The sequence below is a fragment of the Streptomyces sp. NPDC048197 genome (genome assembly GCF_043202395.1).
GTDB classification, from domain to species: domain Bacteria; phylum Actinomycetota; class Actinomycetes; order Streptomycetales; family Streptomycetaceae; genus Streptomyces; species Streptomyces siderophoricus.
In genome coordinates this window covers 86,145-109,908 of record NZ_JBIDAJ010000020.1, presented here as the reverse complement: position 1 = coordinate 109,908, position 23,764 = coordinate 86,145, and the positions used below count along the sequence as shown (strand labels likewise).

Sequence of the window (23,764 nt, the reverse complement as noted above, 5' to 3'; positions counted from 1 at the left end):
GGTGCCCCGCCAACCCGGCGCGCCGCTCGTCCCATCACTGCGAGGGAGCACCGTAGCAATGCGCCGCGCCGCGGTCCGCCCCGGCCCGGACACAACCGGACCCCCCGCCGGGAACGGGCCGGCAGGGGGTCGGGTCATGCGGATTTGTCAGTGGTTGCTGGGGAAGCCCAGGTTGATCCCACCGTCCGACGGGTCCGGCCAGCGGGTCGTGACGACCTTGCCGCGGGTGTAGAAGTGCACCCCGTCGTTGCCGTAGATGTGGTGGTCGCCGAAGAGCGAGTCCTTCCAGCCACCGAACGAGTGGTAGCCCACCGGCACCGGGATCGGCACGTTCACGCCGACCATGCCGGCCTCCACCTCCAGCTGGAAGCGGCGGGCCGCGCCACCGTCCCGCGTGAAGATCGCGGTGCCGTTGCCCCACGGCGAGTTGTTCATCAGCGCGATCGCCTCGTCGTACGTCTCCACCCGCACGACCGACAGCACCGGGCCGAAGATCTCGTCACGGTAGGCGTCCATCTCCGGCGTGACGTTGTCCAGCAGCGAGACGCCGATCCAGTGGCCGTCCTCATGGCCCTCGACGGTGTAGCCCGTGCCGTCGATGACCACGTCCGCGCCCTGCGCCGCGGCACCCGAGACGTAGGAGGCGACCTTGTCGCGGTGCGCCTTCGTGATCAGCGGGCCCATCTCGGACGCCGGGTCGTCGCCCGGGCCGATGCGCAGCTTGTCGGCGCGCTCCTTGATCTTGCCGATCAGCGGGTCCGCGGTGTCCCCCACCGCGACGACCACGGAGATCGCCATGCAGCGCTCACCGGCCGAACCGTACGCGGCGTTGATCGCCGAGTCCGCGGCCAGGTCCAGATCGGCGTCCGGCAGCACCAGCATGTGGTTCTTCGCGCCGCCCAGCGCCTGGACCCGCTTGCCGTTCGCCGTACCGGTGGTGTGGATGTACCGGGCGATCGGCGTGGAACCGACGAACGAGACCGCCGCGACGTCCGGGTGCTCCAGGATCGCGTCCACGGCCACCTTGTCGCCGTTGACGACGTTCAGCACACCGTCCGGCAGACCCGCCTCGGCCGCCAGCTCCGCCAGCTTGAACGCCGCGCTCGGCACCTTCTCGCTCGGCTTCAGCACGAAGGTGTTCCCGCAGGCGATCGCGACCGGGAACATCCACATCGGCACCATCGCCGGGAAGTTGAACGGCGTGATGCCCGCCACCACACCCAGCGACTGGCGGATCGACGCCACGTCCACCCGCGTGGACACCTGCGTGGACAGCTCGCCCTTCAGCTTCTCCGGAATGCCGCAGGCCAGCTCGATGATCTCCAGACCGCGGGCGACCTCACCGAGCGCGTCCGAATGCACCTTGCCGTGCTCGGCCGTGATCAGCCGGGCCAGCTCCTCCCGGTGCGCGTCGACCAGCTCGCGGTACTTGAACAGCACCGACGTGCGCTTCGCCAGGGAACTGGTGCCCCACGTCGCGAACGCCTCCTTCGCGGCACGCACCGCCGCGTCCACCTCACCGGCCGAGGCGAAGGCGACCTGCTTCTCCTGGGCGCCGGTGGCCGGGTTGTAGACCGGACCGAAGTTGCCGGAGACGCCCTCGACGGGCTTACCGCCGATCCAGTGGCTGATGGTCTTCATGCGAGGGGCCTTTCTGGGGTGACGACTTCGCTGTGACGACTTCGCTGTGACGATGCGGGCTGTGGACGATGCGGGCTGTGACGAGGACAAACGCGGGTCACAGGTGGCGGCGGCGCCCGGCGGCCTGCCGGTCGTACGCCGCACGCGCGGCGACCGCCGCCGGACGCGTCGCGGTCTCGGCAACAGGAACATCCCACCAGGCCTGCGCCTCCGGCGCGCCCGGCACAGTGTCAGCCGTTTCGGTCTCGACATAGACACATGTGGGCCGGTTCGCGCCACGCGCCTCGGCCAGCGCCGCCCGCAGCTCACCGACCGTCGCGGCGCGGATCACCCGCATCCCGAGCGAGGCGGCGTTCGCGGCCAGATCCACCGGCAGCGGCGCCCCCGTGTACGTACCGTCCCCGGCCCGGAAGCGGTACGCCGTCCCGAACCGCTCCCCGCCGGTCGCCTCGGACAACCCGCCGATCGACGCATAACCGTGGTTCTGCACCAGCACGATCGTGATGTTGATGCCCTCCTGCACCGCGGTGACGATCTCCGTCGGATTCATCAGATACGTACCGTCGCCGACCAGCGCCCACACCGGCCGGTCCGGCGCGGCCAGCCGCACCCCGATCGCCGCCGGGATCTCGTAGCCCATGCAGGAGTACCCGTACTCCAGGTGGTACTGCCGCCGGGACCGGGCCCGCCACAGCTTGTGCAGATCACCCGGCAGCGACCCGGCCGCGTTGATCACGATGTCGGACTCGTCCACCAGCGCGTCCAGCGCCCCCAGCACCTGCGTCTGGGACGGCCGCGCCGACGCGTCCGCGGCACCGTACGCCGCGTCCACCCGCCGCTCCCACTCCTCCTTCGCCGCCCCGTACGCCGCCTCGTACTCCTTCTCCACCCGGTGCCCGGCCAGCGCGTCCGTCAGCGCCGCAAGACCCGCCCGGGCATCGGCGACCAGCGACAGCGCACCCAGCTTGTGGGAGTCGAACGCGGCGATGTTGAGGTTGACGAACCGCACGCCCGGCTCCGCGAACAGCGTCGCCGACGCGGTCGTGAAGTCCGTGTAGCGGGTGCCCACGCCGATCACCAGATCCGCCTCACGGGCCAGCGCATCCGCCGTCGCCGTACCGGTGTGCCCGATCCCGCCCACGTCACACGGGTGGTCATGGCGCAGCGACCCCTTCCCGGCCTGGGTCGACGCCACCGGGATCCCGGTCGCGTCGGCGAACGCCCGCAGCGCCTCCTCCGCCTCCGAGTGGTGCACCCCGCCACCGGCGATCAGCAACGGCCGGCGGGCACCGCGGACCGCCCGCACCGCCTCCGCCAGCGCCGCGGCGTCCGGCGCCGGCCGCGGCACCCGCCACACCCGGTCGGCGAAGAACTCCTCCGGCCAGTCGTACGCCTCCGCCTGCACGTCCTGCGGCAGCGCCAGCGTGACCGCCCCGGTGTCCACCGGATCGGCCAGCACCCGCATCGCCTGCATCGCCGCCGGAATCAGCGCCTCCGGCCGGGTCACCCGGTCGAAATACCGCGACACCGGACGCAGCACGTCATTGACCGACACATCACCGGCGTACGGCACCTCCAACTGCTGCAGCACCGGCTCCGCGGGCCGGGTGGCGAAGGTGTCACCCGGCAGCAGCAGCACCGGCAGCCGGTTCACGGTGGCCAGCGCCGCGCCCGTGACCAGGTTCGTCGCGCCCGGCCCGATGGACGTGGTCACCGCGTGCGCGGACAGCCGGTCGCACTGCCGGGCGTAACCGACCGCGGCATGCACCATCGCCTGCTCGTTACGGCCCTGCAGATACGGCAGCGCCGTACCGGACTCCAGCAGCGCCTGGCCGACACCGGCGACATTGCCGTGGCCGAAGATGCCCCAGCAGGCACCGATCAGCCGCTGCCGCCGGCCGTCCCGCTCGGTGTACTGGTGGGCGAGGAACTCGACCAGGGCCTGCGCGACGGTCAGGCGGCGGGTCGTCGGGGCGGCGTTCATCAGACGTCTCCTACGGGCGCGTCGTAGAGCGGAAGGCGGGGGTCGACGGGCTGGTCGGGCCAGGTGTCACGGATCCAGCCGTGCTCGGGGTGGTCACAGATCAGCCACTCCCGCTCCTCCCCCGGGCCGGCCATCACATTGAGGTAGTACATGGCGTGGCCGGGCGTCGCGATCGACGGCCCGTGCCAGCCGTCCGGGATCAGCACCGCGTCGCCGCCCCGCACCTCGGCGAGCACGTCCGTACCGCGGCCCTGCCCGGACGGGCTGACGCGCTGGTAGCCGACGCCCTCCGTGCCGCGCGCGGACGCGATCTCGAAGTAGTAGATCTCCTCCAGCTCGGACTCCACGCCCGGGCGGCACTCGTCGTGCTTGTGCGGCGGGTACGACGACCAGTTGCCGCCCGGGGTGAGCACCTCCACCGCGATCAGCCGGTCGCACTCGAACGTGCCGGCCGCGGCGAAGTTGTTCACCTGCCGCGAGCAGTTCCCGCGGCCGCGCAGCTCCACCGGCACCTCGGAGGCGGCACCGTAACGGGCCGGCAGCGTCAGCTCGCACCGGGCCCCGGTCAGCGCGAACCGCCCACCGCCGTCGCTCGCGATCCCCACCTGCGCGTCCCGCGGCACATACGCGAAGTCCGTGACCCCACTGAACACGCTGTCCCGGCCGAGCAGTTCGAACTCCTCCCCGTTGTCCACCACGACCGTGCACCCACCGGACAACGGCAGCACGATCCACTCGCTGTCCCCGGTGTCGAACGCGTGGTGCCCCCCGGCAGCCAGCTCCAGGACCCGCAACGAGGAATACCCCCAGCCGGCCCGCTCCGGGTCGATGTCCACGGCATAGGGCCCGCGCGCGGCTTCACCGGCTTTGAGGTGGAAGCCGGCGCCGGTACCGGGCGCGGCCTGGGGGCGGGACCCGGCCTTCGAGGGAATTTCAGCACTCATGTCTCAAGTCTCCTGCGGATATCGCGGCGTTTACAGCAGGCGGCGTTTACAGCAGGCCGACGGCGGTGTCCACGGCGGCCGCGACATCACCGTCGGCCGGATAGAGCAGCGACCGCCCGACGACCAGGCCCTGCACCGTCGGCAGCCGCAGCGCCTTGGCCCACTTCTCGTACGCGGCCTCCTGCTCCCGGACGGTCGAGCCGATGTCACCGCCGAGCAGCACGGTCGGCAGCGTGGTGGCCCCACAGACCCGCGCCATCTCCTCCGGGTCGTCGGTGACCGGCAGCTTCAGCCAGGTGTACGCGGAGGTGCCGCCGAGGCCGGAGGCGATGGCGACGGAGCGGATGACCGCCTCCGGGCTGAGGTCGTTGCGGACCCTGCCGTCTATTCGGGACGACAGGAACGGCTCGACGAATACGGGCAGTTGCCGCTCGGCCATCGCGTCGATGGCGCGGGCAGTGGCCTCCATCGTGGTCAGCGACCCGGGATCGTCGTAGTCGATGCGGAGCAGCAGCTTCCCCGCGTCGAACCGGAGCCGGGCCAGATCCTGCGGCCGGTGCCCGGTGAACCGGTCGTCCATCTCGAACGACGCGCCGGCGATCCCGCCGCGGTTCATCGAGCCCATCACCACCTTGCCCTCCAGGGCACCGAGCAGCAGCAGGTCCTCCAGGATGTCCGCGGTGGCCAGCACCCCGTCCACCCCCGGCCGCGACAGCGCCAGCACCAGACGTTCGAGCAGGTCCAGGCGGTTGGCCATGGCCAGCCGCCGGTCACCCACGGCGAGCGCGCCGCGGGCCGGGTGATCCGCGGCCACGATCATCAGCCGCCCGCTGTCACCGATGAGCGGCCGACGGGTACGGCGGGCGGCGGCCTCCGCCACCGCTCCGGGCTGCCGCGCCCGCAACGTCGCGAGATCACTGATCCGAGTGGACAAGGGTCAACTCACCTTCTGGGGGCGGGGCGGGGTGGGGAGGAGCGGATGGGAGGGACAGCGGGGGCGGCGGGGCGAGGAGCAGGAAAGGGGATGAGCAGCTCACCGGTGGGCAAACACCTCACCGGCCGGCGAGGAACTCCTCGACCTCCTCCCGCGTAGGCATCGCGGAGGAACAGGCGAGCCGGGAGGCAACGATCGCCCCGGCCGCGTTCGCGTACCGCATCATCGGCTCCAGCTCCCAGCCGGAGAGCAGGCCGTGGCACAGCGCCCCGCCGAACGCGTCCCCGGCACCGAGCCCGTTGACGACCTCGACCGGGGTCGGCGGCACCTCGGCGACCCGGCCGTCCCGGTGCACGGCCAGCACCCCCTTGGGTCCCTGTTTGACCACGGCCAGCTCGACGCCCATGTCCAGCAGCGCCTGCGCACACGCCTTGGGATCGCGCAGCCCGGTGGCGACCTCGGCCTCGTCCACATTCCCGACCGCCACGGTGGCGTGCCGCAGCGCGGCCTCGTAATACGGCCGGGCGGCGGCCCTCGCCGCGGCGCCGGTCGCCCCGCCGTCCCCGGAGGCGCCCCCCTCACCGCCCCAGAACATCGGCCGCCAGTCGAGGTCGAAGACGGTCGGTCCGGGGGCGCCCGCACCGGCCCCGGCGCCTGCCTCGGCGCGGGCCTCCAGCGCGGCGAGGGTGGCGCAACGGCTCGGCTCCTCACACAGCCCCGTACCGGTGACCCAGAAGATCCGCGCGGCGGCGATCGCCTCCCGGTCCAGCTCCTCCGGGTGGATGACGAGGTCAGGGGCCTTGGGGCGCCGGTAGAAGTACAGGGGGAAGTCGTCCGGCGGGAAGATCTCGCAGAAGGTCACCGGGGTGGGACAGGCCGCGACCGGCGTCACCCACCGGTCGTCCACCCCGAACTCCCGCAGCGCCTGGTGCAGGAACTCCCCGAACGGGTCCTTGCCGGTCCGGCTGATGACCGCGCTGCGCCGCCCGAGCCGGGCAGCCGCCACCGCGACGTTCGCGGCCGAGCCCCCCAGGAACTTCCCGAAGGTCTCCACCTGCGCCAACGACACCCCGGTCTGCAGCGGATAAATGTCCACCCCGATCCGGCCCATCGTGATCAGGTCGTACGACTCGGTCATACACGCCCCTCCAGATCAGCGCGCCACATCCGACACCTCAGCAGGACCGGGTTCTGCCCTCCCGTCCGAGGAAAGGTCTAACGGTGACCCTCAGACCCTGTCAACAGTTTGTCCTTACATACTGACGTCAAAGCGAACCCCTCAACCCCCGACCAAGCCCCCACTCACCCCACAAGTCCTTACGTCCTTATGTCAGGACGAAGTCTTGACACTCCCCGGGGCGACAGAGAGGCTGTGCCCCACAACCCCACCCCGCGCCTTCCCGGTCACCGCCGACCGGCGAGAGGAGAGCCGCAGCATGCCCGCACGCCATGCCGCCCCGCCCGTCCTGGACCGCCTCCGCATCGGTTCGGCCCCCGACTCGTGGGGAGTCTGGTTCCCCGACGACGACCAACAAGTGCCCTGGCAACGCTTCCTCGACGAGGTCGCCGAGGCCGGCTACGAGTGGATCGAACTCGGCCCGTACGGCTACCTGCCCACCGACCCCGCCGTCCTCCGCGACGAGGTCGCCCGCCGCAACCTCAAGGTCTCGGCCGGCACGATCTTCACTTCCCTGCACCACGGCCCGTCCGTATGGGACAAGACCTGGGCCCACGTCTCCGAGGTCGCCACCCTCACCCAGGCCATGGGCGCCGGGCACCTCGTCGTCATCCCGTCGTTCTGGCGGGACGACAAGACCGCCGAGGAACTCGAACCGCGCGAGCTCACCGTCGAGCAGTGGAAGCACCTGACGACGGGCATGGAGCGCCTGGGCAAGCGGGTGCGCGACGAGTTCGGGCTCGACATCGTCGTCCACCCGCACGCCGACACCCACATCGACACCGAGGAGCACGTCGAGCGCTTCCTCCACGTCACCGACTCCGACCTGGTCAACCTGTGCCTGGACACCGGCCACTACGCCTACTGCGGCGGCGACAGCGTCAAGCTGATCCGCACCTACGGCGAACGGATCGGCTACCTGCACCTCAAGCAGGTCGACCCGGACATCCTCAGCGACGTCGTCGCCACGGGCACACCCTTCGGCCCGGCCGTCCAGCAGGGCGTGATGTGCGAACCACCGCTCGGTGTGCCCGCGCTGCCGCCCGTCCTGGAAGCCGCGCAGGCGCTGAACGTCGATCTCTTCGCCATCGTCGAGCAGGACATGTACCCCTGCCCGCCCGACCGCCCGTTCCCCATCGCCGAACGCACCCGCCGCTTCCTGCGCTCCTGCGGCGCCTGACGGCGCGAACCACGGGTGCCGAGGGGCTCTGGCGCGCCAGGGCGCCTCGGGCAGGCAGTGACAGAAATCCTGAGGACGGCATGGACGACGACATGGAGGGTGGCATGGAGGACAGGATGAGTGAGCTGAGTGACGTGGGTTCCCGGGGGACGCTCGGGGTGGCGGTTGTCGGTACCGGGCGGATGGGGGCGGACCATGTGCGGCGGATCAATGAGGTGATCAGTGGGGCCCGGGTGGCGGCGGTGGCGGACATCGACGCGGCGCGGGTGAAGCATCTGGCGGACGGCATCGAGGGCTGCACCCCGTACACCGATCCCGCCGCCGCCATGGACGACCCGGCCGTCGATGCGGTGCTGATCGCCTCGCCCGGTCCCGCGCACGAGGCGGCGCTGCTGGAGACGTTCGCGCGCGATCTGCCCGTGCTCTGCGAGAAGCCGCTGACGCCGGACGCCGCGTCCGCGCTGCGTGTGCTGGAGGCCGAGCAGGCGCTGGGGCACCGCCGCGTACAGGTGGGCTTCATGCGTCGTTACGATGCGGACTATCGGAGCCTCAAGTCGCTTCTCGCGCAAGGGACTTACGGGCGTCCGTTGATGTTGCACAACCGGCACCGGAATGCGGACACGCCGCCCGGCTTCACCAACGCGATGATGATCAACGACTCGGTGGTGCACGAGATCGATGTGACGCGCTGGCTGCTGGACGACGAGATCACCGCGGTACGCGTGCTGCGTCCCGGCCCCACCGGAAACGCGCCCGAGGGGCTCAGCGACCCGCAGCTGGTGCTCTTCGAGACCGCGGGCGGCCAGGTCGTGGACACCGAGATCTTCGTCAACTGCGGTTTCGGCTACCAGGTCAGCTGCGAGGCGGTCTGCGAGGGCGGCACCGCCCGGATCGGTGACGACCGCGGCGTCTTCAGCAACACCGCCGGCCGCTGGGGCGGCGCCATTCCGCCCGGTTTCGTGGAGCGCTTCGAGGACGCGTACGACCGGCAGGTGCAGCTCTGGGTGAACGCGACCCGGCGCGGCGAGGTCGAGGGCCCCAGTTGCTGGGACGGCTATGCCGCGGCGGCGGTCTGCGAGGCCGGGGTACGGGCCCAGGTCACCGGTGAGCGCGTCGCGGTGGAGCTGGTCGAGCGGCCGGCGATGTATCGCTGAGCCGTCGGCCGCAGGCGTACATGGGCCCGTCGTGCCCGTCTCCGCGCACCACCCGCCCCCGCCTCGCCCCGCCCCGCGTACTCGTACCCCCACCCGGAGCCGTACCGAAAGGCCCCACTTTTCATGTATGTCGCACCCCTGTCCGTAGCGCGTGTCGTGCCCGTTCCGTTTCGGCTCATACGGGGGGCGGTTCAGGGGGATGCGGATGCGGTCCCTGTCGCCGGGGTCCCCGCGCGGGTGGCCTGCGTGGTGCGGCGGGGATGATGAGGAGCGTTCCGACCAGCCAGGTGGCGTCCGCCGGTCAGCGTCCTGCCGTGCGGGACCAGAACGCCCGGAAAGCCCGGCGCTTCATCGTCGGCATTGCTGCCATCGCCGCCCTCGGGGGCGCCCTGTTCGGCTACGACACCGGGGTGATCTCCGGCGCGCTGCCCTTCATGGAGGCGCATTTCGGTCTGACGTCGCTGGGTGAGGGGGTCATCACCAGTGCCCTGTTGATCGGCGCGGCGTTCGGTTCGCTGATCGGCGGGCGGATGTCCGATGCGCTGGGCCGGCGCAATGCGCTGCTGTGGGCCGGTGCGGTGTTCATCGGGGGTGCGGTGGCCGTCGCGCTCTCCCCCACGGTGCCGTTCATGACGGTGGCGCGGTTCGTGCTGGGGCTGGCCGTCGGCAGTGCCTCCGTGATCACCCCGCTGTATCTGTCCGAGGTCGCGCCTGTGCACATCCGGGGCCGTCTGGTCTCGTTCAACTCCCTCATGATCGTCAGCGGGCAGTTGCTGGCGTACCTCCTGAACGCGGTGCTGGCGCAGTGGGCGGCCTGGCGCTGGATGCTGGGGCTGGCCGCGCTGCCCGCGGTGGCGCTGTTCGCCGGGCTGTTCTTCCTGCCCGACACGCCGCGCTGGTACATCAGCAAGGGGCGGCAGGAGGACGCGGCGCGGGTGCTCGGCCGTACGCTGCCGGCCGAGGACGTGGCCGCCGAGCTGGCCCGGATCGACCACGCCCGCTGCCTGGAGGCGGACGCCCGGCGTGGCGCCTGGCGGGAGCTGCGTACGCCGTGGGTGCGGCGGCTGCTGCTGGTCGGCATCGGGCTGGCGGCGGTGCAGCAGATCACCGGTGTCAACGCGGTGGTGTACTTCGCGCCGAAGATCCTGGCCTCGACCGGTCTGGGCACCGGTGCCGCCATTACGGCCACGATCGCCGTCGGGGCCGTCTCCGTAGTGGCCACGGCGATCGGGATGTCCCTGATCGACCGGGTCGGCCGGCGGCCCCTGCTGCTGTGCGGGCTGGTGGGGATGACGGTGGCGCTCGCGCTGCTGGGGGCGTCCTTCCACCTCCCGCACTCGCCGGCCGTGAGCGTGCTGGTGCTGGGGCTGATGGTGCTGTACATGGCGTTCATGCAGGCCACCCTGAACACCGGCGTGTGGTTGCTGCTCGCCGAGATGTTCCCGCTGAGGGTGCGCGGACTGGCCATGGGTGCCGCGGTGTTCGTGATGTGGATGGTCAACTTCGCGGTGGCGCTGGTCTTCCCGGTGCTGCTGGACGCGGCCGGCGCGAGCAGCACGTTCTGGTTCTTCGGGGCGATGTGTGTGCTGTCGTGGGTCTTCTGCCGGCGTTACGCCCCGGAGACGAAGGGGCTGGCCCTGGAGGATCTTGAGCACGAGCTGCGGAGGGCGGCGGGCGAGTAGGGGGATGGTCGGGGGCGAGTCGCGGCCCACGGGGCCGACGGGGCCCACGGGACGTACACGGAGTACGGCGTTCCTCCCTCCCGTCACATACGCACACAGAAGTACGGCGTGCGTCACGGCTGTCACAGTTCTCCGGGCCTTCGGTCACAACCGTTCGACAGCCCCTCGCCGGTGGTCACCGAGAGTCGTTGTCCGGGCACAGGCTCAGTGATCACCAGGCCGTGCGCGGCCCCGGCCGGCTCACCCCGGGCCGGCCCTGCGTGCGGCGCTCAGGAGGTGGCAGAGATGACCGACCGCAGGCTCTGGTCGTACAAGGAGATCGCGGCACACATCCAGGTGCAGCCGGACACCGTGCGCTCGTACCGCAAGCACGGGCTGCTGCCCGAACCGGATCTGGTGGAGGGCGGGAAACCGTACTGGTTCGCGGACACGGTCAGAACGTGGGTGGCGCAGCGGCCGGGCCGGGGCGGCCGGTAGTGAAGCCACCTGAAGCGGTACGGGCGGGTCGGCCGGCTGCCGGCAGAGGTCCCCCGTGAGACCCGGAGGTCCCCCGCGACACCCGGCCGCGTGGCTACGATCGAGGTATGGCCCTCACTCCCCAGGCCGCCGCCGCGCCGGACCGGGCCGCCGCCGCGCCCGCGCGGGTCGCGGTGATCGGGGCCGGTGCGATCGGCGGGTATGTCGCCGCCCTCGCCCGGTGGGCGGGTCTGGACGTCACGCTGTGCGTCCGCAGTCCGTTGCGTGACCTCGCCGTCGAGAGCGGCGGCGAGGTCCGGGCCGCGCCGGTGCGGATCGTCACCGATCCGGCGCGGGTGGCGCCGGTCGACTGGGTGCTGCTGACCACCAAGGCGCAGGACACCGCGAGCGCCGAGGGCTGGCTGCGGCGGCTGTGCGGCCCGGACACCGCCGTCGCGGTGCTGCAGAACGGCCTCGACCAGGAGGCGCGGGTGGTGCCGCTGGTTCCTCCGGGGACCGCGATCCTGCCGACCGTGGTCTACATCTCCGCGGAGCGCATCGCGCCCGGGCGGGTCCGGCACCATGTCGCCAGTGAACTGCATGTTCCCGAGGGCCCGTTGGCGGACCGGTTCGCCGCGCTGCTGGCCGGTTCGGGGCTGCGGGTGCATCCGGTGCCGGACTTCACCACGGCCGTGTGGCGCAAGCTGTTCACGAACCTCGCGGCGAACCCCCTCACGGCGCTGCTCCAGCAGCGGATCGGTGTCTTCGCGGATCCGGAGATGGCGGCGCTCAGCCGCGATCTGCTGCGGGAGGCGGCGGCGGTGGCCCGCGCGGAGGGGGCGGACATCGGTGAGGCGGACATCGCGCGGACGCTGGAGCTGTACGCGCACGCGCCTCCGGACGGTGGTTCGTCGATGCTGTACGACCGGCTCGCGGGTCGTCCGCTGGAGCACGAGTACCTCACCGGCGCGGTGGTGCGGGCGGCCGGACGGCACGGCATCGCGACGCCGTTGAACCGGATGCTGCTGGTGCTGTTGCGGGCGGTGGACCGCGAGCTGCGGGCCGGGCGGCAGGCGTAGGGGACGCCGGCGTGCCGTGGTCAGCCGGGTGTCATACGGCTCCGGTGGGCGTCAGGTGGCTCCGGGCGGCGCCGTGGATCCTCTGATCTCCAGTTCCGGGGCGACGAGTTGGTGGTCCGCCGGCGGGTTCGTGCCGGTGGTTGCGTCCTTGTTCGCCATGCGGTCCAGGAGGCAGCGGGCGGCCCGCCGGCCGACGTCGTGGCTGGCGTTGTTGACGGAGGTCAGCCAGAGGTGGCGGATGCGGGCGAGGTAGGTGTTGTCGTAGCCGACGAGGGAGAGGTCGACGGGAACGGTCAGCCCGAGTTCCTGGGCCGCGGAGAGGGCGCCGACGCCGGAGATGTCGTTGAACGCGAAGACGGCGGTGGGGCGTTCGGTGCGGCGGGCGGGGTTGAGGAGGCGTACGGCGGCGCGGTAGCCGCCCTCCTCCGTGCCGTCGGCGTGCTCCACCGCGGCGGTGGTGTGGAGGCCGTGGGCGCGGACGGCGGCCTCGAATCCGCGGCGGCGCAGTGCGCCGACCAGGCCGCGGCCGGCGATGTGGGCGATCCGCCGGTGGCCGAGGGAGATCAGGTGCTCGGTGGCGAGCCGGGCGCCGCGTTCGTCGTCGTTGGCGACGATGTCGACGTGCGGGAGCCGGGGTTCGTGGTTGCCCGCGATGACGGTGGGCAGCCGTTCGGCGATCTCGGCGAGGCCGTCGGTGTCGGGGAGGGTGCCGACGACGACGAGGCCGTCGACCCGGAGTTCCTGGAAGGTGCGGGCGACATCCTGGCCGGTGCGCCGGTCGAGCCGGCCGTCGGCCATCAGCATGCGCAGGCCGTGGGCGTGGAGGACGGAGTTCAGGCCGTCGAGGAGGTCGACGAACCAGGGGTTGCGCAGGTCGTTCAGCAGGACGCCGACGGTGTGGGTGCGGCGTGCGACGAGGCTGCGGGCGGCGGCGTTGGGCCGGTAGCCGAGCTCGTCGATGGCGTCCAGGACGGCCCGCCGCTTGGTGTCGCTGACCCGCGGTGAGTCCTGGAGAACGAGCGAGACCAGGGATTTGGAAACGCCGGCGCGTTCGGCGACGCTGCGGATCGTCGGGGGCCGGGGCCGGCCGGCGGCTGTCCGAGGGCCGTCGTCGCGCTCGTTGGAACGTTCCATGGACCGGGATCCTGTCATCGCCGCAGGTGGCCGTCAACGCCCGGACGGCGGGCCGGCCTTCGGCCTCCCTGCGGGCCGCCATTCGGCCTGCGGAAAGGGTTGACATGCGGACATCCGGACATGCAGGGTGCGCGGAACGGCCGCCGTTGGACCGTTCCAACGGGTGCTTCGCCCGGACGCTCCGGCGACGGCCGTCACCGCCACCTCCTGGAAGGACCGAGAAGTGAAGATCGGCCTCATCGGCACGGGGCGCATCGGCGCGTTCCACGCCAAGACCCTTCAGCAGGTTCCCGGCGTCACCGACCTGGTGGTCGCGGATGCCGACCCGGCGCGGGCCGCGTCGCTGGCGAGGACGCTGGGCGTGCGCGCGGCCGCGGGCATCGGCGAGCTGTACGCGGACGGCCTGGACGGGGTGGTGATCACCGCCGCGACCAGTGCGCACGCGGCCCTGATCCATCAGGCGCTGGACGCCGGTGTGCCGGTCTTCTGCGAGAAGCCGGTGGCCCTGGACGTGGCGGGCACGATCGGCGTCGTGGAGCGGGCGCAGGCGGGCTCGGTGCCGGTCCAGATCGGCTTCCAGCGGCGCTTCGACGCGGGCTACCGGGCCGCCCGTGCGGCGCTGCGCTCGGGCGAGCTGGGCTGGCTGCACACGCTGCGCGCCTGCACCAGCGACCAGAGCCCGCCGCCGGCCGGGTACATCCCCACGTCGGGCGGGCTGTTCCGGGACTGCTCCATCCATGACTTCGACGTGCTGCGCTGGCTCACCGGCCGCGAGGTGGTCTCGGTCTATGCGCAAGGGTCCAACCGCGGGGCGTCCTTCTTCGCCGACGGCGACGACGTCGACACCTGTGCGGCGCTGCTGCGGTTCGACGACGACACCCTGGCGACGGTCACCGCGACCCGCTACAACGGCGCGGGGCACGACGTCCGCCTGGAGGTGTGCGGGTCGCGGGGTGCCCGGATCGTGGGGCTCGACGACCGGGCGCCGCTGCCGTCCGCGGAGCCGAAGCTGTCCTGGCGTCGGGCGGCCGCCCCGTACGCGACGTTCATGGAGCGCTTCCAGGAGGCGTACGTCACCGAGCTGGGGGTCTTCACCGAGGTGGCCGCGGGGCGGGCGGCGAACCCGTGTCCGCCCGCGGAGGCGCTGGAGGCGCTGTACGTGGCCGAGGCGTGTGAGCGGTCCCGACGGTCCGGTGCGCCGGTGGCGCTCGCCGAGGTCCGCGCTACGGGCGGTCCGGCAGGCCCGAGCGGTCGGGCGGACGCGGGCACGGCGGGCGGGGCGCGGTAGCCGCGCGGCGGGCCGCCCGGCGGTGGCCGGCCCACTGGAGGGCGGTGGCGGTGGCGGCGACCGCGCAGGAGACGCCCAGGCCGATGGCGGCGGCGTACAGGGGGCGGCCGGCGGTGGCGGCGCCGAGGTAGCCGAGGCCGACCGAGTACGCCGCCCAGGTGGCCTCGGCGATGCCGGCGCCGAGGAGGTACTTGGGCAGCGGATAGCGCAGGATGCCGGAGGCCAGTGCGCCGGCGATCCGGCCGCTGGGGAGGAACCGTACGGCGATCACGAACGGGACGCCGTGGCGCTCGATGCGCCGGGAGGTGCGGTCCAGGAGTGCGCTGCGGCGGGGGTTGCGGCGCATCCAGTCCCGTACGGGGCCGCCGAAGCGGCGGGCGGCGAGGAACATCAGCACATCCCCGGCCAGGGCGCTGCCCGCCACGGTGAGGAGGACGAGGGGCAGGAAGAGCGCGCCCCGGGAGGCGAGGACACCGGCGGAGACGAGCAGGGCGGAGTTGGGGACGAGGGGCGGCAGGGTGGTGAGCGCCAGCAGGGCGTAGAAGGCGAGTACGGCCATGTGCCGCCTCCTCGGATCGACTCCGCGTCCGTATCCCAAGGCTGACGCGTGGCGGGGTGCACGGCAACGTGACGGGGGTGCGGCCGCCGGGGATCGGCGTGCCCCCGCTTGGATCCATACCCCCTAGGGGTATAGGGTGACCGAGGTCGGTCGAAGCTCGGACAGAAGCTCGGATCATCTGCCCCACGAGGAGAACCCATGACTGAGAACAGCTCCTGCTGCACCCCGGAAGGCTCCTGCCACTCCGGCACCGCCGGCACCGCCGAGGTCGAGGGCGTCACGGTGACCACGACGTACCAGGTCACCGGCATGACCTGTGGGCACTGCGAGGGCGCGGTGTCGTCGGAGATCTCGGAGATCCCGGGCGTGAGCGCGGTGCAGGCGGTCGCGGCGACCGGGCTGGTAACGGTCACCTCGAAGGCGCCGCTGGACGAGGAGGCGGTGCGGGCGGCCGTCGACGAGGCGGGTTACGAGCTGGTGGGCCGGGCGGCCTGATTCCGGTTCGCCGGTCCGTGCGTACGGGTGCGGGTCGCCGCCCTTCGGGGGGGCGGCCCGCGCCGTCGCGCGTAACCATTCAAACCTTCACATAATCCCTACAGTTGACACAACGTCCACACTCCGGGACACACCACCCATACCCCAGGGCCCCGATCTCCAGATCGAGGGCCTTGACCGCATTCGCCCCCATATGGCAAGAGACCCAGATCACACTCATCGGAACGTAACCATTGAGGGGGGTCGCGAGTCTAACCGGGCAGTGCAAGCACCCCGGCGGGGCTTGCACTGCACCAGCCGTGTCGGTCTTGGGGGACCGTGCCACGGCTACGCGTGGCCGGGGCGACGTGCCCGGGGAGCTTTGAGCGGCCCTCCCGATGTGCGCGTCCCGGCGGAGCGCGGTGCAACCCGGAACGCCCGGACGGATCCCGTGGGGGGAATCCAACCGGGACAAGGGAGGCGCCCCGCACTCTGGACCCGTGGGGGGATCCGGAGGCGGGGCGCTTCCTGCTTGTTGGGGGCTCGGTTCTGCACTTTTGGGGCTCGGTTCGCCTCCGGGGCGCAGAAGCCTGTGTCGAGCGGTCGACCGTGCTCAACCGCTCGACACAGGCGCGCCCCTTCGGCTCACTCGCCGGCGGCCGCCCGAGGGCGGTCCCAGGTGTCAGCGCTGCTCGACCGGGACGAAGTCGCGCTCGATGACGCCGGTGTAGATCTGGCGCGGGCGGCCGATGCGGGAGCCCGGCTCCTTGATCATCTCGTGCCACTGGGCGATCCAGCCGGGGAGCCGGCCGAGCGCGAAGAGCACCGTGAACATCTCGGTCGGGAAGCCCATGGCCCGGTAGATCAGACCGGTGTAGAAGTCGACGTTGGGGTAGAGCTTGCGCGAGACGAAGTAGTCGTCGGAGAGCGCGTGCTCCTCCAGCTTCAGGGCGATGTCCAGCAGCTCGTCGGACTTGCCGAGCGCGGAGAGGACGTCGTGCGCCGCCGCCTTGATGATCTTCGCCCGGGGGTCGAAGTTCTTGTAGACGCGGTGCCCGAAGCCCATGAGCTTCACGCCGTCTTCCTTGTTCTTCACCTTGCGGATGAAGGCGTCGACGTCGCCGCCGTCGCGCTGGATGCGCTCCAGCATCTCCAGCACGGACTGGTTGGCGCCGCCGTGCAGGGGGCCCCACAGGGCGTTGATGCCGGCGGAGATCGAGGCGAAGAGGTTCGCCTGCGAGGAGCCGACCAGGCGGACCGTGGAGGTCGAGCAGTTCTGCTCGTGGTCGGCGTGCAGGATCAGCAGCTTGTCCAGGGCGCTGACGACGACCGGGTCCAGCTCGTAGTCGGCGGCGGGCACCGAGAAGGTCATCCGCAGGAAGTTCTCGACGTAGCCGAGGTCGTTGCTCGGGTAGACGACCGGGTGGCCGACCGACTTCTTGTAGGCGTAGGCCGCGATCGTCGGGAGCTTGGCCAGCAGCCGGATCGTGGAGATGTGGCGCTGCTGCTCGTCGAACGGGTTGTGGCTGTCCTGGTAGAAGGTCGACAGCGCGCTGACCACCGAGGACAGCATCGCCATCGGGTGCGCGTCCCGGGGGAAGCCGTCGTAGAAGCGCTTGACGTCCTCGTGGAGCAGGGTGTGGTAGGTGATGTCCTGCTTGAAGGCCGACAGCTGGTCGACGGTGGGCAGCTCACCGTTGATCAGGAGGTACGCGGTCTCGACGAACGTGCTGCGCTCTGCGAGCTGCTCGATCGGATACCCGCGGTAACGAAGAATTCCCTGTTCACCATCGAGATAGGTGATCGCGGATTTGTACGCCGCGGTGTTGCCGTAACCGGAATCCAGGGTCACCAGACCGGTCTGGGCGCGCAGCTTCGAGATATCGAAGCCCTTGTCGCCGACAGTGCTGTCGACGACCGGGTAGCTGTATTCGCCGTCCCCGTAACGCAGTACTACAGAGTTGTCGCTCACGTCATCCCTCACCGACGTTGTGCCTCTTCTTCGAGGTGCCCTGACTGCCTATACCTTCCCCCATTTGGACCTTGGTTGTGCACTCGGGGTCGGCCATAGGGCCTCATTACGGCACTCAGTGCCGCGTCAGTGTCCCATCCTGCTCCCGTTCGCCCCGATTGGGAAAGAGGAGTGACATCACATCGCCCCGGCGAGCCGGTGAGCCAGCGCCGTACCCCGCCGACCGGCGGAAACCGTGCGGACGGCCTGCCCCAGGGCCTTGCGGGAGCCGACCAGCACCACCAAGCGCTTTGCCCGGGTGACGGCGGTATACAGCAGATTGCGCTGCAGCATCATCCAGGCGCTGGTGGTGACCGGAATCACCACCGCTGGATACTCACTACCCTGCGAGCGATGGATCGTCACGGCATAGGCGTGGGCGAGTTCGTCGAGTTCGTCGAAGTCGTACGGAACCTCCTCGTCCTCGTCGGTGCGGACCGTCAGCCGCTGCTCGACCTCGTCCAGGGCGGTGACCACGCCCACCGTGCCGTTGAAGACGCCGTTGCGGCCCTTTTCGTAGTTGTTCCTGATCTGGGTGACCTTGTCGCCCACCCGGAAGACCCGGCCGCCGAAGCGCCGCTCGGGCAGGTCGGGGCGGGCGGGGGTGATGGCCTGCTGGAGCAGGCCGTTCAGGGCGCCCGCTCCGGCCGGGCCGCGGTGCATCGGGGTCAGCACCTGGACGTCCCGGCGCGGGTCGAGACCGAACTTCGCCGGGATGCGGCGGGCCGCGACGTCCACGGCGAGCCGCCCGGCCTCCTCATTGTCCTCCTCCGCGAACAGGAAGAAATCGGTCAGCCCGGTGGTCAGCGGCGGGACGCCGGAATTGATGCGGTGGGCGTTGGTGACCACGCCGGACTGCTGGGCCTGCCGGAAGATCCGGGTCAGCCGCACGGCCGGCACCGGGCCGGAGGGGGCCAGCAGGTCCCGCAGCACCTCACCGGCCCCTACGGACGGCAGCTGGTCGACGTCGCCCACCAGGAGCAGGTGGGCGCCCGGCGGGACCGCCTTGACGAGCTTGTTGGCCAGCAGCAGGTCCAGCATGGACGCCTCGTCGACGACCACCAGATCGGCGTCCAGCGGCCGGTCCGCGTCGTAGGCGGCGTCCCCGCCGGGCTTCAGCTCCAGGAGACGGTGGACCGTGGAGGCCTCCGCGCCGGTCAGCTCCGACAGCCGCTTGGCGGCCCGGCCCGTGGGCGCGGCCAGCACGACCGTGGCCTTCTTGGCGCGGGCCAGCTCGACGACCGAGCGGACCGTGAAGGACTTGCCGCAGCCCGGGCCGCCGGTGAGCACCGCGACCTTCTCGGTCAGCGCCAGCCGCACCGCCTCCTGCTGCTCGGGGGCCAGCTCGGCGCCCGTACGGCGGGCCAGCCAGGCCAGTGCCTTGTCCCAGGCGACGTCCCGGAACGCCGGCATCCGGTCCTCGTCGGTGCGCAGCAGCCGGGTCAGCCGCCCGGCGAGCGAGATCTCCGCGCGGTGGAACGGCACCAGATAGACGGCGGTCACCTCCGCGCCGTCCTCCCCGGCGGGCACCTTCTCGCGTACCACGCCCTCCGGCTCCGCGGCCAGCTCGCCCAGGCAGTCGATCACCAGGCCGGTGTCCACCTGGAGCAACTTCACCGCGTCGGCGATCAGTTGCTCCTCGGGCAGGAAGCAGTGGCCCTGGTCCGTGGACTGCGACAGGGCGTACTGCAGGCCGGCCTTGACCCGGTCCGGGCTGTCGTGCGGGATCCCGACGGACCGGGCGATGCGGTCGGCGGTGAGGAAGCCGATGCCCCAGACGTCGGCGGCGAGCCGGTAGGGCTGGTTGCGGACGACGGAGATCGAGGCGTCGCCGTACTTCTTGTAGATCCGCACGGCGATGGACGTGGAGACCCCGACGCCCTGGAGGAAGACCATGACCTCCTTGATGGCCTTCTGCTCCTCCCAGGCGTCGGCGATCTTCTTGGTGCGCTTGGGGCCGAGGCCCGGCACCTCGATGAGGCGCTGCGGCTCGCGCTCGATGATGTCGAGGGTGTCCACGCCGAAGTGCTGGGTGATGCGGTCGGCGAAGACCGGGCCGATGCCCTTGACCAGACCGGAGCCGAGGTAGCGGCGGATGCCCTGGACGGTGGCGGGCAGCACCGTGGTGTAGTTCTCGCACGTGAACTGCTTGCCGTACTGCGGGTGCGAGCCCCAGCGGCCCTCCATCCGGAGGGACTCCCCCACCTGGGCACCGAGCAGCGCCCCGACGACGGTCAGCAGATCGCCCGAGCCGCGGCCGGTGTCGACCCGGGCGACCGTGTAGCCGTTCTCCTCGTTGGCGTACGTGATCCGCTCCAGGACCCCTTCCACCACGGCTGTGTTGACCATGCCCCGACGGTACCGCCGGGGTCCGACAGCGCGCCGGGGCGGGAGTGTCCGCCGGAACGTCGGACGCACCGGCGCGCGCACCGGCGTACGCACCGTCGAGGGGCCCGTCCCCCCAGGCCGGGCCCCTCGATTCCCCCTCCCGTGCCGGCCCCGGATCCCCCCGGATCCCTCCCCCTCCTGGGCCAGCGACAGCTATGACTTCTGCCGGCCGGGAACGGTTGCGCGCATCCGCAGAGTTATTTGCCCGTCACCCCTTGTACGAATTCCGTTCACCTGGCACGTACGGTCCGGGCTCCGGCCGGGCGGCGACGTGCCGGCGGAAACGGTCCACGATCTCGGCCAGGGCCTCGGTGCCGTCGCGGGCCCACAGCGCCGGGTTGAAGATCTCCACCTCGATCGGCCCCCGGTAGCCGGCCGCCTCGACGCGCTCCCGGAACCAGCGCAGGTCCACCACGCCGTCCCCCAACTGCCCGCGGCCCAGCAGGACGCCCTCCGGGAGCGGGGTGACCCAGTCGGCCAGCTGGAAGGCGGCGATGCGGGCGGCGGCCCCGGCGCGGTCGATCTGCGCCCCGGCCGTGTCGTCCCACCACAGGTGGTAGGTGTCCACGACCACCCCGACCCGGTCCGCGGGGAACCGCTCGGCGAGGTCCAGCGCCTGGGCGAGGGTGGAGACCACGCACCGGTCCGCCGCGTACATCGGGTGCAGCGGTTCGATCGCCAGCCGTACGCCCCGTTCCGCGGCGTACGGCGCCAACTCCCCCAGGGCGTCCGCGATCCGCTCCCGGGCGCCGGGCAGGTCCCGGCTGCCGGCCGGCAGCCCGCCCGAGACCAGCACCAGGGTGTCCGTCCCCAGAGTGGCGGCCTCGTCGACCGCCACCCGGTTGTCGTCCAGGGCCGCCGCCCGCTCACCGGGGTCGAGCGCAGTGAGGAACCCGCCCCGGCACAGGCTGCTGACCCGCAGCCCGGCCGCGCGGACCAGCCGGGCGGCCGCGGCCACGCCGTACGCCTGCACGGGCGCGCGCCACAGTCCGACGGCCGGGACGCCGGCCCGTACGCAGCCGTCGGCGAGTTCGGGCAGCGACCACTGGCGGAGGGTCTCCTGATTGAGGCTCAGGCGGGAGAGGTCGGTGGGAACGGTGAGGTCGGTGGGGGCGGTGAGGTCGGTGGGGGCGGTGAGGTCGTCGGTCATGCGGGGGCTCCCGGGGTCGGGAACGCGTCCTCGGCGCCGTACACGGACAGCAGGCGGCGCATCCGGTGGGCGGCGAGGTCCGGGTCCGGGAACAGGCCGAGTGCGGCGGCGAGTTCGTGGGCGCGGTGCAGGTGGGGCAGCGAGCGGGCCGACTGGAGGCCGCCGACCATGGTGAAGTGCGACTGGTGGCCCGCCAGCCAGGCCAGCAGGACGACACCGGTCTTGTAGTGGCGGGTGGGTTCTTGGAAGAGGTGGCGGGCCAACGTGACGGTGGGGTCGAGGAGTTCGCGGAAGCCGGCCGGGTCGCCGGTGTCGAGGTGGTGGACGGCCTCGGCCGCCAGAGGGGCCAGCGGGTCGAAGACGCCGAGCAGGGCGTGGCTGAAGCCCTGTTCGTCGCCCTCGATCAGCTCGGGGTAGTGGAAGTCGTCACCGGTGTAGCAGCGCACGCCCGGCGGCAGGCGGCGGCGCAGTGCGCGCTCCCTCGGGGCGTCCAGCAGGGAGATCTTGACGCCGTCGACCTTGCCGGGGTGAGTGGCGATGACCGCGAGGAGGGTGTCGGTGGCCGCGTCCAGGTCGGCGGATCCCCAGTAGCCCGCGAGCGCCGGGTCGAACATCGCGCCCAGCCAGTGCAGGACGACCGGTTGGGCGGCCTGCCGGAGGAGGTGGCCGTAGATGTCGAGGTAGTCCTCGGGGCCGCGGGCCGTGGCGGCGAGCGCGCGGGAGGCCATCAGGACGGCTTGTGCGCCGGCCGCCTCGACGACCGCGAGCTGCTCCTCGTAGGCGGCCCGGATCGCGGCGAGCGATCCGGCGGTGATCTGGTCGGTGCCGGCGCCGCAGACCAGCCGGCCGCCGGCCGCGCGGGCCTCGGCGCCGGAGCGGCGGATCAGTTCGGCGGCGGCGGGCCAGTCCAGGCCCGTCCCGCGCTGTGCGGTGTCCATCGCCTCGGCCACGCCCAGGCCGTGCGACCAGAGGTGGTGGCGGAAGGCGAGGGTGGCGTCCCAGTCGAGGACGGCCGGCCCGTCCGGGGTGGTGTCGGCGTACGGATCGGCGACGACGTGGGCGGCGGCGAAGACGGTGCGGGACCGCAGCGGGGGCCGGCCTCCGGGCGGCGGGGCGGCCGCGGGCCCGGAGGTGGATACGGCGCCGCCGGGTGTCCGGGCGGTCACCGGTCCACCTCCGGGACGTCCAGGCGGCGGCCCTCCGCGGAGGACCGGGCGCCCAGTTCGGCGAGTTGGACGCCGCGGGCGCCGGCCGCCAGGTCCCAGCGCCAGGGCCCGTCGCGGACGACATGGCGCAGGAAGAGCTCCCACTGCGTTTTGAAGCCGTTGTCGAAGTCGGCGTTGTCGGGGACCTCCTGCCACTGTGCGCGGAACGGTTCGGCCACCGGGAGGTCGGGGTTCCAGACGGGCCGGGGGGTGACGGAGCGGTGCTGCACCCGGCAGCCGCGCAGGCCGGCGACGGCGGAGCCCTCGGTGCCGTCCACCTGGAACTCCACGAGTTCGTCGCGGTGCACCCGGACCGCCCAGGAGGAGTTGAGCTGCGCGACGATACCGCCGGCCAGTTGGAACACGGCGTAGGCGGCGTCGTCGGCGGTGGCGTCGTACGGCGTGCCGGACTCGTCCCAGCGGCGCGGGAGGTGGGTGGTCAGCTGCGCCTGGACGGTGCGGACCGGGCCGAAGAGTTCGTGCAGGACGTACTCCCAGTGCGGGAACATGTCGGCCGCGATGCCGCCGCCGTCCTCGGACCGGTAGTTCCAGGAGGGGCGCTGGGCCTGCTGCCAGTCGCCCTCGAAGACCCAGTAGCCGAACTCGCCGCGTACGGACAGGATCCGGCCGAAGAAGCCGCCCTCGACGAGGCGGCGGAGTTTGCGCAGGCCGGGGAGGAAGAGCTTGTCCTGGACGACGCCGTTCTTGACGCCGGCCTCCTGGGCGAGCCGGGCGAGTTCGAGGGCGCCGGCGAGGCTGCTCGCGGTGGGCTTCTCGACGTAGAGGTGCTTGCCGGCCGCGATCGCCTTCTTCACGGCCTCCTCGCGGGCGGCGGTGACCTGGGCGTCGAAGTAGATCTCGACGGTGTCGTCGGCCAGTACGGCGTCGAGGTCGCAGGACCACTCGGGCAGGCCGTGCCGTTCGGCCAGGGCACGCAACTTCTGCGGGGAGCGGCCGACCAGCACCGGCTCCGGCCAGATGACCGTGCCGTCGTCCAGGGGGAGTCCGCCCTGGTCACGCAGGGCGAGGAGGGAGCGGACCAGGTGCTGGTGGTGGCCCATGCGCCCAGTCACGCCGTTCATGGCGATGCGTACGGTCCTGCGTGTCACGGCCCGGCCTCTCTTCCCCTCGTGCGGGGGCGGCTTCCTCGGTGGCGGGTGGAGCAGCGGCGTGGTGCAGCGGGAACGGAGGTGGAGCAAGCGCCTTCCATGGTGGCATCGCGGCGGCCGCCGGACGGCTGCCCGACGGGCCGGCGGGGCTGCCGGCGCATTGGCGGTGCGCGGATCGGCCCCGGTTCGTTATCCTTGACTCAGTCAACGGTGAG

At 71.9% G+C, this 23,764-nt stretch carries 19 protein-coding genes; 7 read left to right on the top strand and 12 right to left on the bottom strand.

All coding sequences use genetic code 11. The features are described 5' to 3' along the window. Positions 1 to 147: 147 nt before the first annotated feature. From ACGF4C_RS25075 to iolC, 5 genes are all read right to left on the bottom strand, one after another. Complete coding sequence (locus ACGF4C_RS25075; RefSeq protein ID WP_393569057.1) at positions 148 to 1,641, bottom strand: CoA-acylating methylmalonate-semialdehyde dehydrogenase; 1,494 nt, start codon at positions 1,639 to 1,641, stop codon at positions 148 to 150. Positions 1,642 to 1,738: 97 nt separating this feature from the next. Continuing rightward, positions 1,739 to 3,625 (bottom strand): 3D-(3,5/4)-trihydroxycyclohexane-1,2-dione acylhydrolase (decyclizing), encoded by a 1,887-nt coding sequence (gene iolD / locus ACGF4C_RS25070; RefSeq protein ID WP_393569056.1) that lies wholly within the window; start codon positions 3,623 to 3,625, stop codon positions 1,739 to 1,741. Next, positions 3,625 to 4,569 carry a 5-deoxy-glucuronate isomerase gene (iolB, locus tag ACGF4C_RS25065; protein WP_393569055.1) on the bottom strand — a complete coding sequence of 315 codons (945 nt, stop codon included), beginning with the start codon at positions 4,567 to 4,569 and terminating at the stop codon, positions 3,625 to 3,627. The genes iolD and iolB overlap by 1 nt, the downstream gene beginning before the upstream one ends. 46 nt (positions 4,570 to 4,615) lie before the next feature. Next, entirely contained in the window at positions 4,616 to 5,503 is an 888-nt protein-coding gene (locus ACGF4C_RS25060; protein WP_393569054.1) for a deoxyribose-phosphate aldolase, read from the bottom strand. A gap of 118 nt (positions 5,504 to 5,621) precedes the next feature. Beyond that, positions 5,622 to 6,641: a 5-dehydro-2-deoxygluconokinase gene (iolC, locus tag ACGF4C_RS25055; protein ID WP_393569053.1), complete on the bottom strand. Its 1,020-nt coding sequence runs from the start codon at positions 6,639 to 6,641 to the stop codon at positions 5,622 to 5,624. 298 nt (positions 6,642 to 6,939) lie between these two features. Here iolC and ACGF4C_RS25050 point away from each other — a divergent pair, with 298 nt between their 5' ends. The 5 genes from ACGF4C_RS25050 to ACGF4C_RS25030 all read left to right on the top strand — a co-directional run bounded on the left by ACGF4C_RS25050 (position 6,940) and on the right by ACGF4C_RS25030 (position 12,231). Next, positions 6,940 to 7,860 (top strand): sugar phosphate isomerase/epimerase family protein, encoded by a 921-nt coding sequence (locus tag ACGF4C_RS25050; protein ID WP_393569052.1) that lies wholly within the window; start codon positions 6,940 to 6,942, stop codon positions 7,858 to 7,860. A 116-nt stretch (positions 7,861 to 7,976) separates the two neighbouring features. Next, a complete protein-coding gene (locus tag ACGF4C_RS25045) occupies positions 7,977 to 9,014 on the top strand; it encodes a Gfo/Idh/MocA family protein (RefSeq protein ID WP_393569051.1) in 1,038 nt (345 codons plus the stop codon). Positions 9,015 to 9,277: 263 nt separating this feature from the next. Further along, positions 9,278 to 10,696, top strand: coding sequence for a sugar porter family MFS transporter (locus ACGF4C_RS25040; protein ID WP_393569050.1), 1,419 nt, complete (start codon positions 9,278 to 9,280; stop codon positions 10,694 to 10,696). Positions 10,697 to 10,981: 285 nt separating this feature from the next. Beyond that, positions 10,982 to 11,173 carry an AlpA family transcriptional regulator gene (locus tag ACGF4C_RS25035; RefSeq protein WP_030415392.1) on the top strand — a complete coding sequence of 64 codons (192 nt, stop codon included), beginning with the start codon at positions 10,982 to 10,984 and terminating at the stop codon, positions 11,171 to 11,173. 107 nt (positions 11,174 to 11,280) lie between these two features. Beyond that, positions 11,281 to 12,231 (top strand): 2-dehydropantoate 2-reductase, encoded by a 951-nt coding sequence (locus ACGF4C_RS25030; RefSeq protein ID WP_393569049.1) that lies wholly within the window; start codon positions 11,281 to 11,283, stop codon positions 12,229 to 12,231. Between the two features lie 51 nt (positions 12,232 to 12,282). Here ACGF4C_RS25030 and ACGF4C_RS25025 read toward each other — a convergent pair whose 3' ends face one another. After that, positions 12,283 to 13,365 carry a LacI family DNA-binding transcriptional regulator gene (locus tag ACGF4C_RS25025; RefSeq protein WP_393569048.1) on the bottom strand — a complete coding sequence of 361 codons (1,083 nt, stop codon included), beginning with the start codon at positions 13,363 to 13,365 and terminating at the stop codon, positions 12,283 to 12,285. A gap of 223 nt (positions 13,366 to 13,588) precedes the next feature. Between ACGF4C_RS25025 and ACGF4C_RS25020 the strand changes: the two genes are divergently transcribed. Then, positions 13,589 to 14,653 (top strand): Gfo/Idh/MocA family oxidoreductase, encoded by a 1,065-nt coding sequence (locus ACGF4C_RS25020; RefSeq protein ID WP_393569047.1) that lies wholly within the window; start codon positions 13,589 to 13,591, stop codon positions 14,651 to 14,653. Here ACGF4C_RS25020 and ACGF4C_RS25015 read toward each other — a convergent pair. Continuing rightward, a complete protein-coding gene (locus tag ACGF4C_RS25015) occupies positions 14,589 to 15,212 on the bottom strand; it encodes a DedA family protein (RefSeq protein ID WP_393569046.1) in 624 nt (207 codons plus the stop codon). The genes ACGF4C_RS25020 and ACGF4C_RS25015 overlap by 65 nt on opposite strands. A gap of 198 nt (positions 15,213 to 15,410) precedes the next feature. On the opposite strand from ACGF4C_RS25015, the gene ACGF4C_RS25010 reads away from it, so the two are divergent. Beyond that, positions 15,411 to 15,707 carry a heavy-metal-associated domain-containing protein gene (locus ACGF4C_RS25010; RefSeq protein WP_393569045.1) on the top strand — a complete coding sequence of 99 codons (297 nt, stop codon included), beginning with the start codon at positions 15,411 to 15,413 and terminating at the stop codon, positions 15,705 to 15,707. Positions 15,708 to 16,368: 661 nt separating this feature from the next. Here ACGF4C_RS25010 and ACGF4C_RS25005 read toward each other — a convergent pair. The 5 genes from ACGF4C_RS25005 to ACGF4C_RS24985 all read right to left on the bottom strand — a co-directional run bounded on the left by ACGF4C_RS25005 (position 16,369) and on the right by ACGF4C_RS24985 (position 23,549). Continuing rightward, positions 16,369 to 17,658 carry a citrate synthase gene (locus tag ACGF4C_RS25005; protein WP_030415386.1) on the bottom strand — a complete coding sequence of 430 codons (1,290 nt, stop codon included), beginning with the start codon at positions 17,656 to 17,658 and terminating at the stop codon, positions 16,369 to 16,371. Positions 17,659 to 17,835: 177 nt separating this feature from the next. Further along, positions 17,836 to 20,046 carry an ATP-dependent RecD-like DNA helicase gene (locus ACGF4C_RS25000; protein WP_393569044.1) on the bottom strand — a complete coding sequence of 737 codons (2,211 nt, stop codon included), beginning with the start codon at positions 20,044 to 20,046 and terminating at the stop codon, positions 17,836 to 17,838. Between the two features lie 247 nt (positions 20,047 to 20,293). Continuing rightward, positions 20,294 to 21,235, bottom strand: coding sequence for a sugar phosphate isomerase/epimerase family protein (locus ACGF4C_RS24995; protein WP_393569043.1), 942 nt, complete (start codon positions 21,233 to 21,235; stop codon positions 20,294 to 20,296). Further along, complete coding sequence (locus ACGF4C_RS24990) at positions 21,232 to 22,401, bottom strand: dihydrodipicolinate synthase family protein (RefSeq protein ID WP_393569042.1); 1,170 nt, start codon at positions 22,399 to 22,401, stop codon at positions 21,232 to 21,234. Before ACGF4C_RS24990 ends, ACGF4C_RS24995 begins: the two co-directional genes overlap by 4 nt. Then, positions 22,398 to 23,549, bottom strand: a complete 1,152-nt coding sequence (locus tag ACGF4C_RS24985; RefSeq protein WP_393569041.1) for a Gfo/Idh/MocA family protein — start codon at positions 23,547 to 23,549, stop codon at positions 22,398 to 22,400. Before ACGF4C_RS24985 ends, ACGF4C_RS24990 begins: the two co-directional genes overlap by 4 nt. Between the last annotated feature and the right edge of the window lie 215 nt (positions 23,550 to 23,764).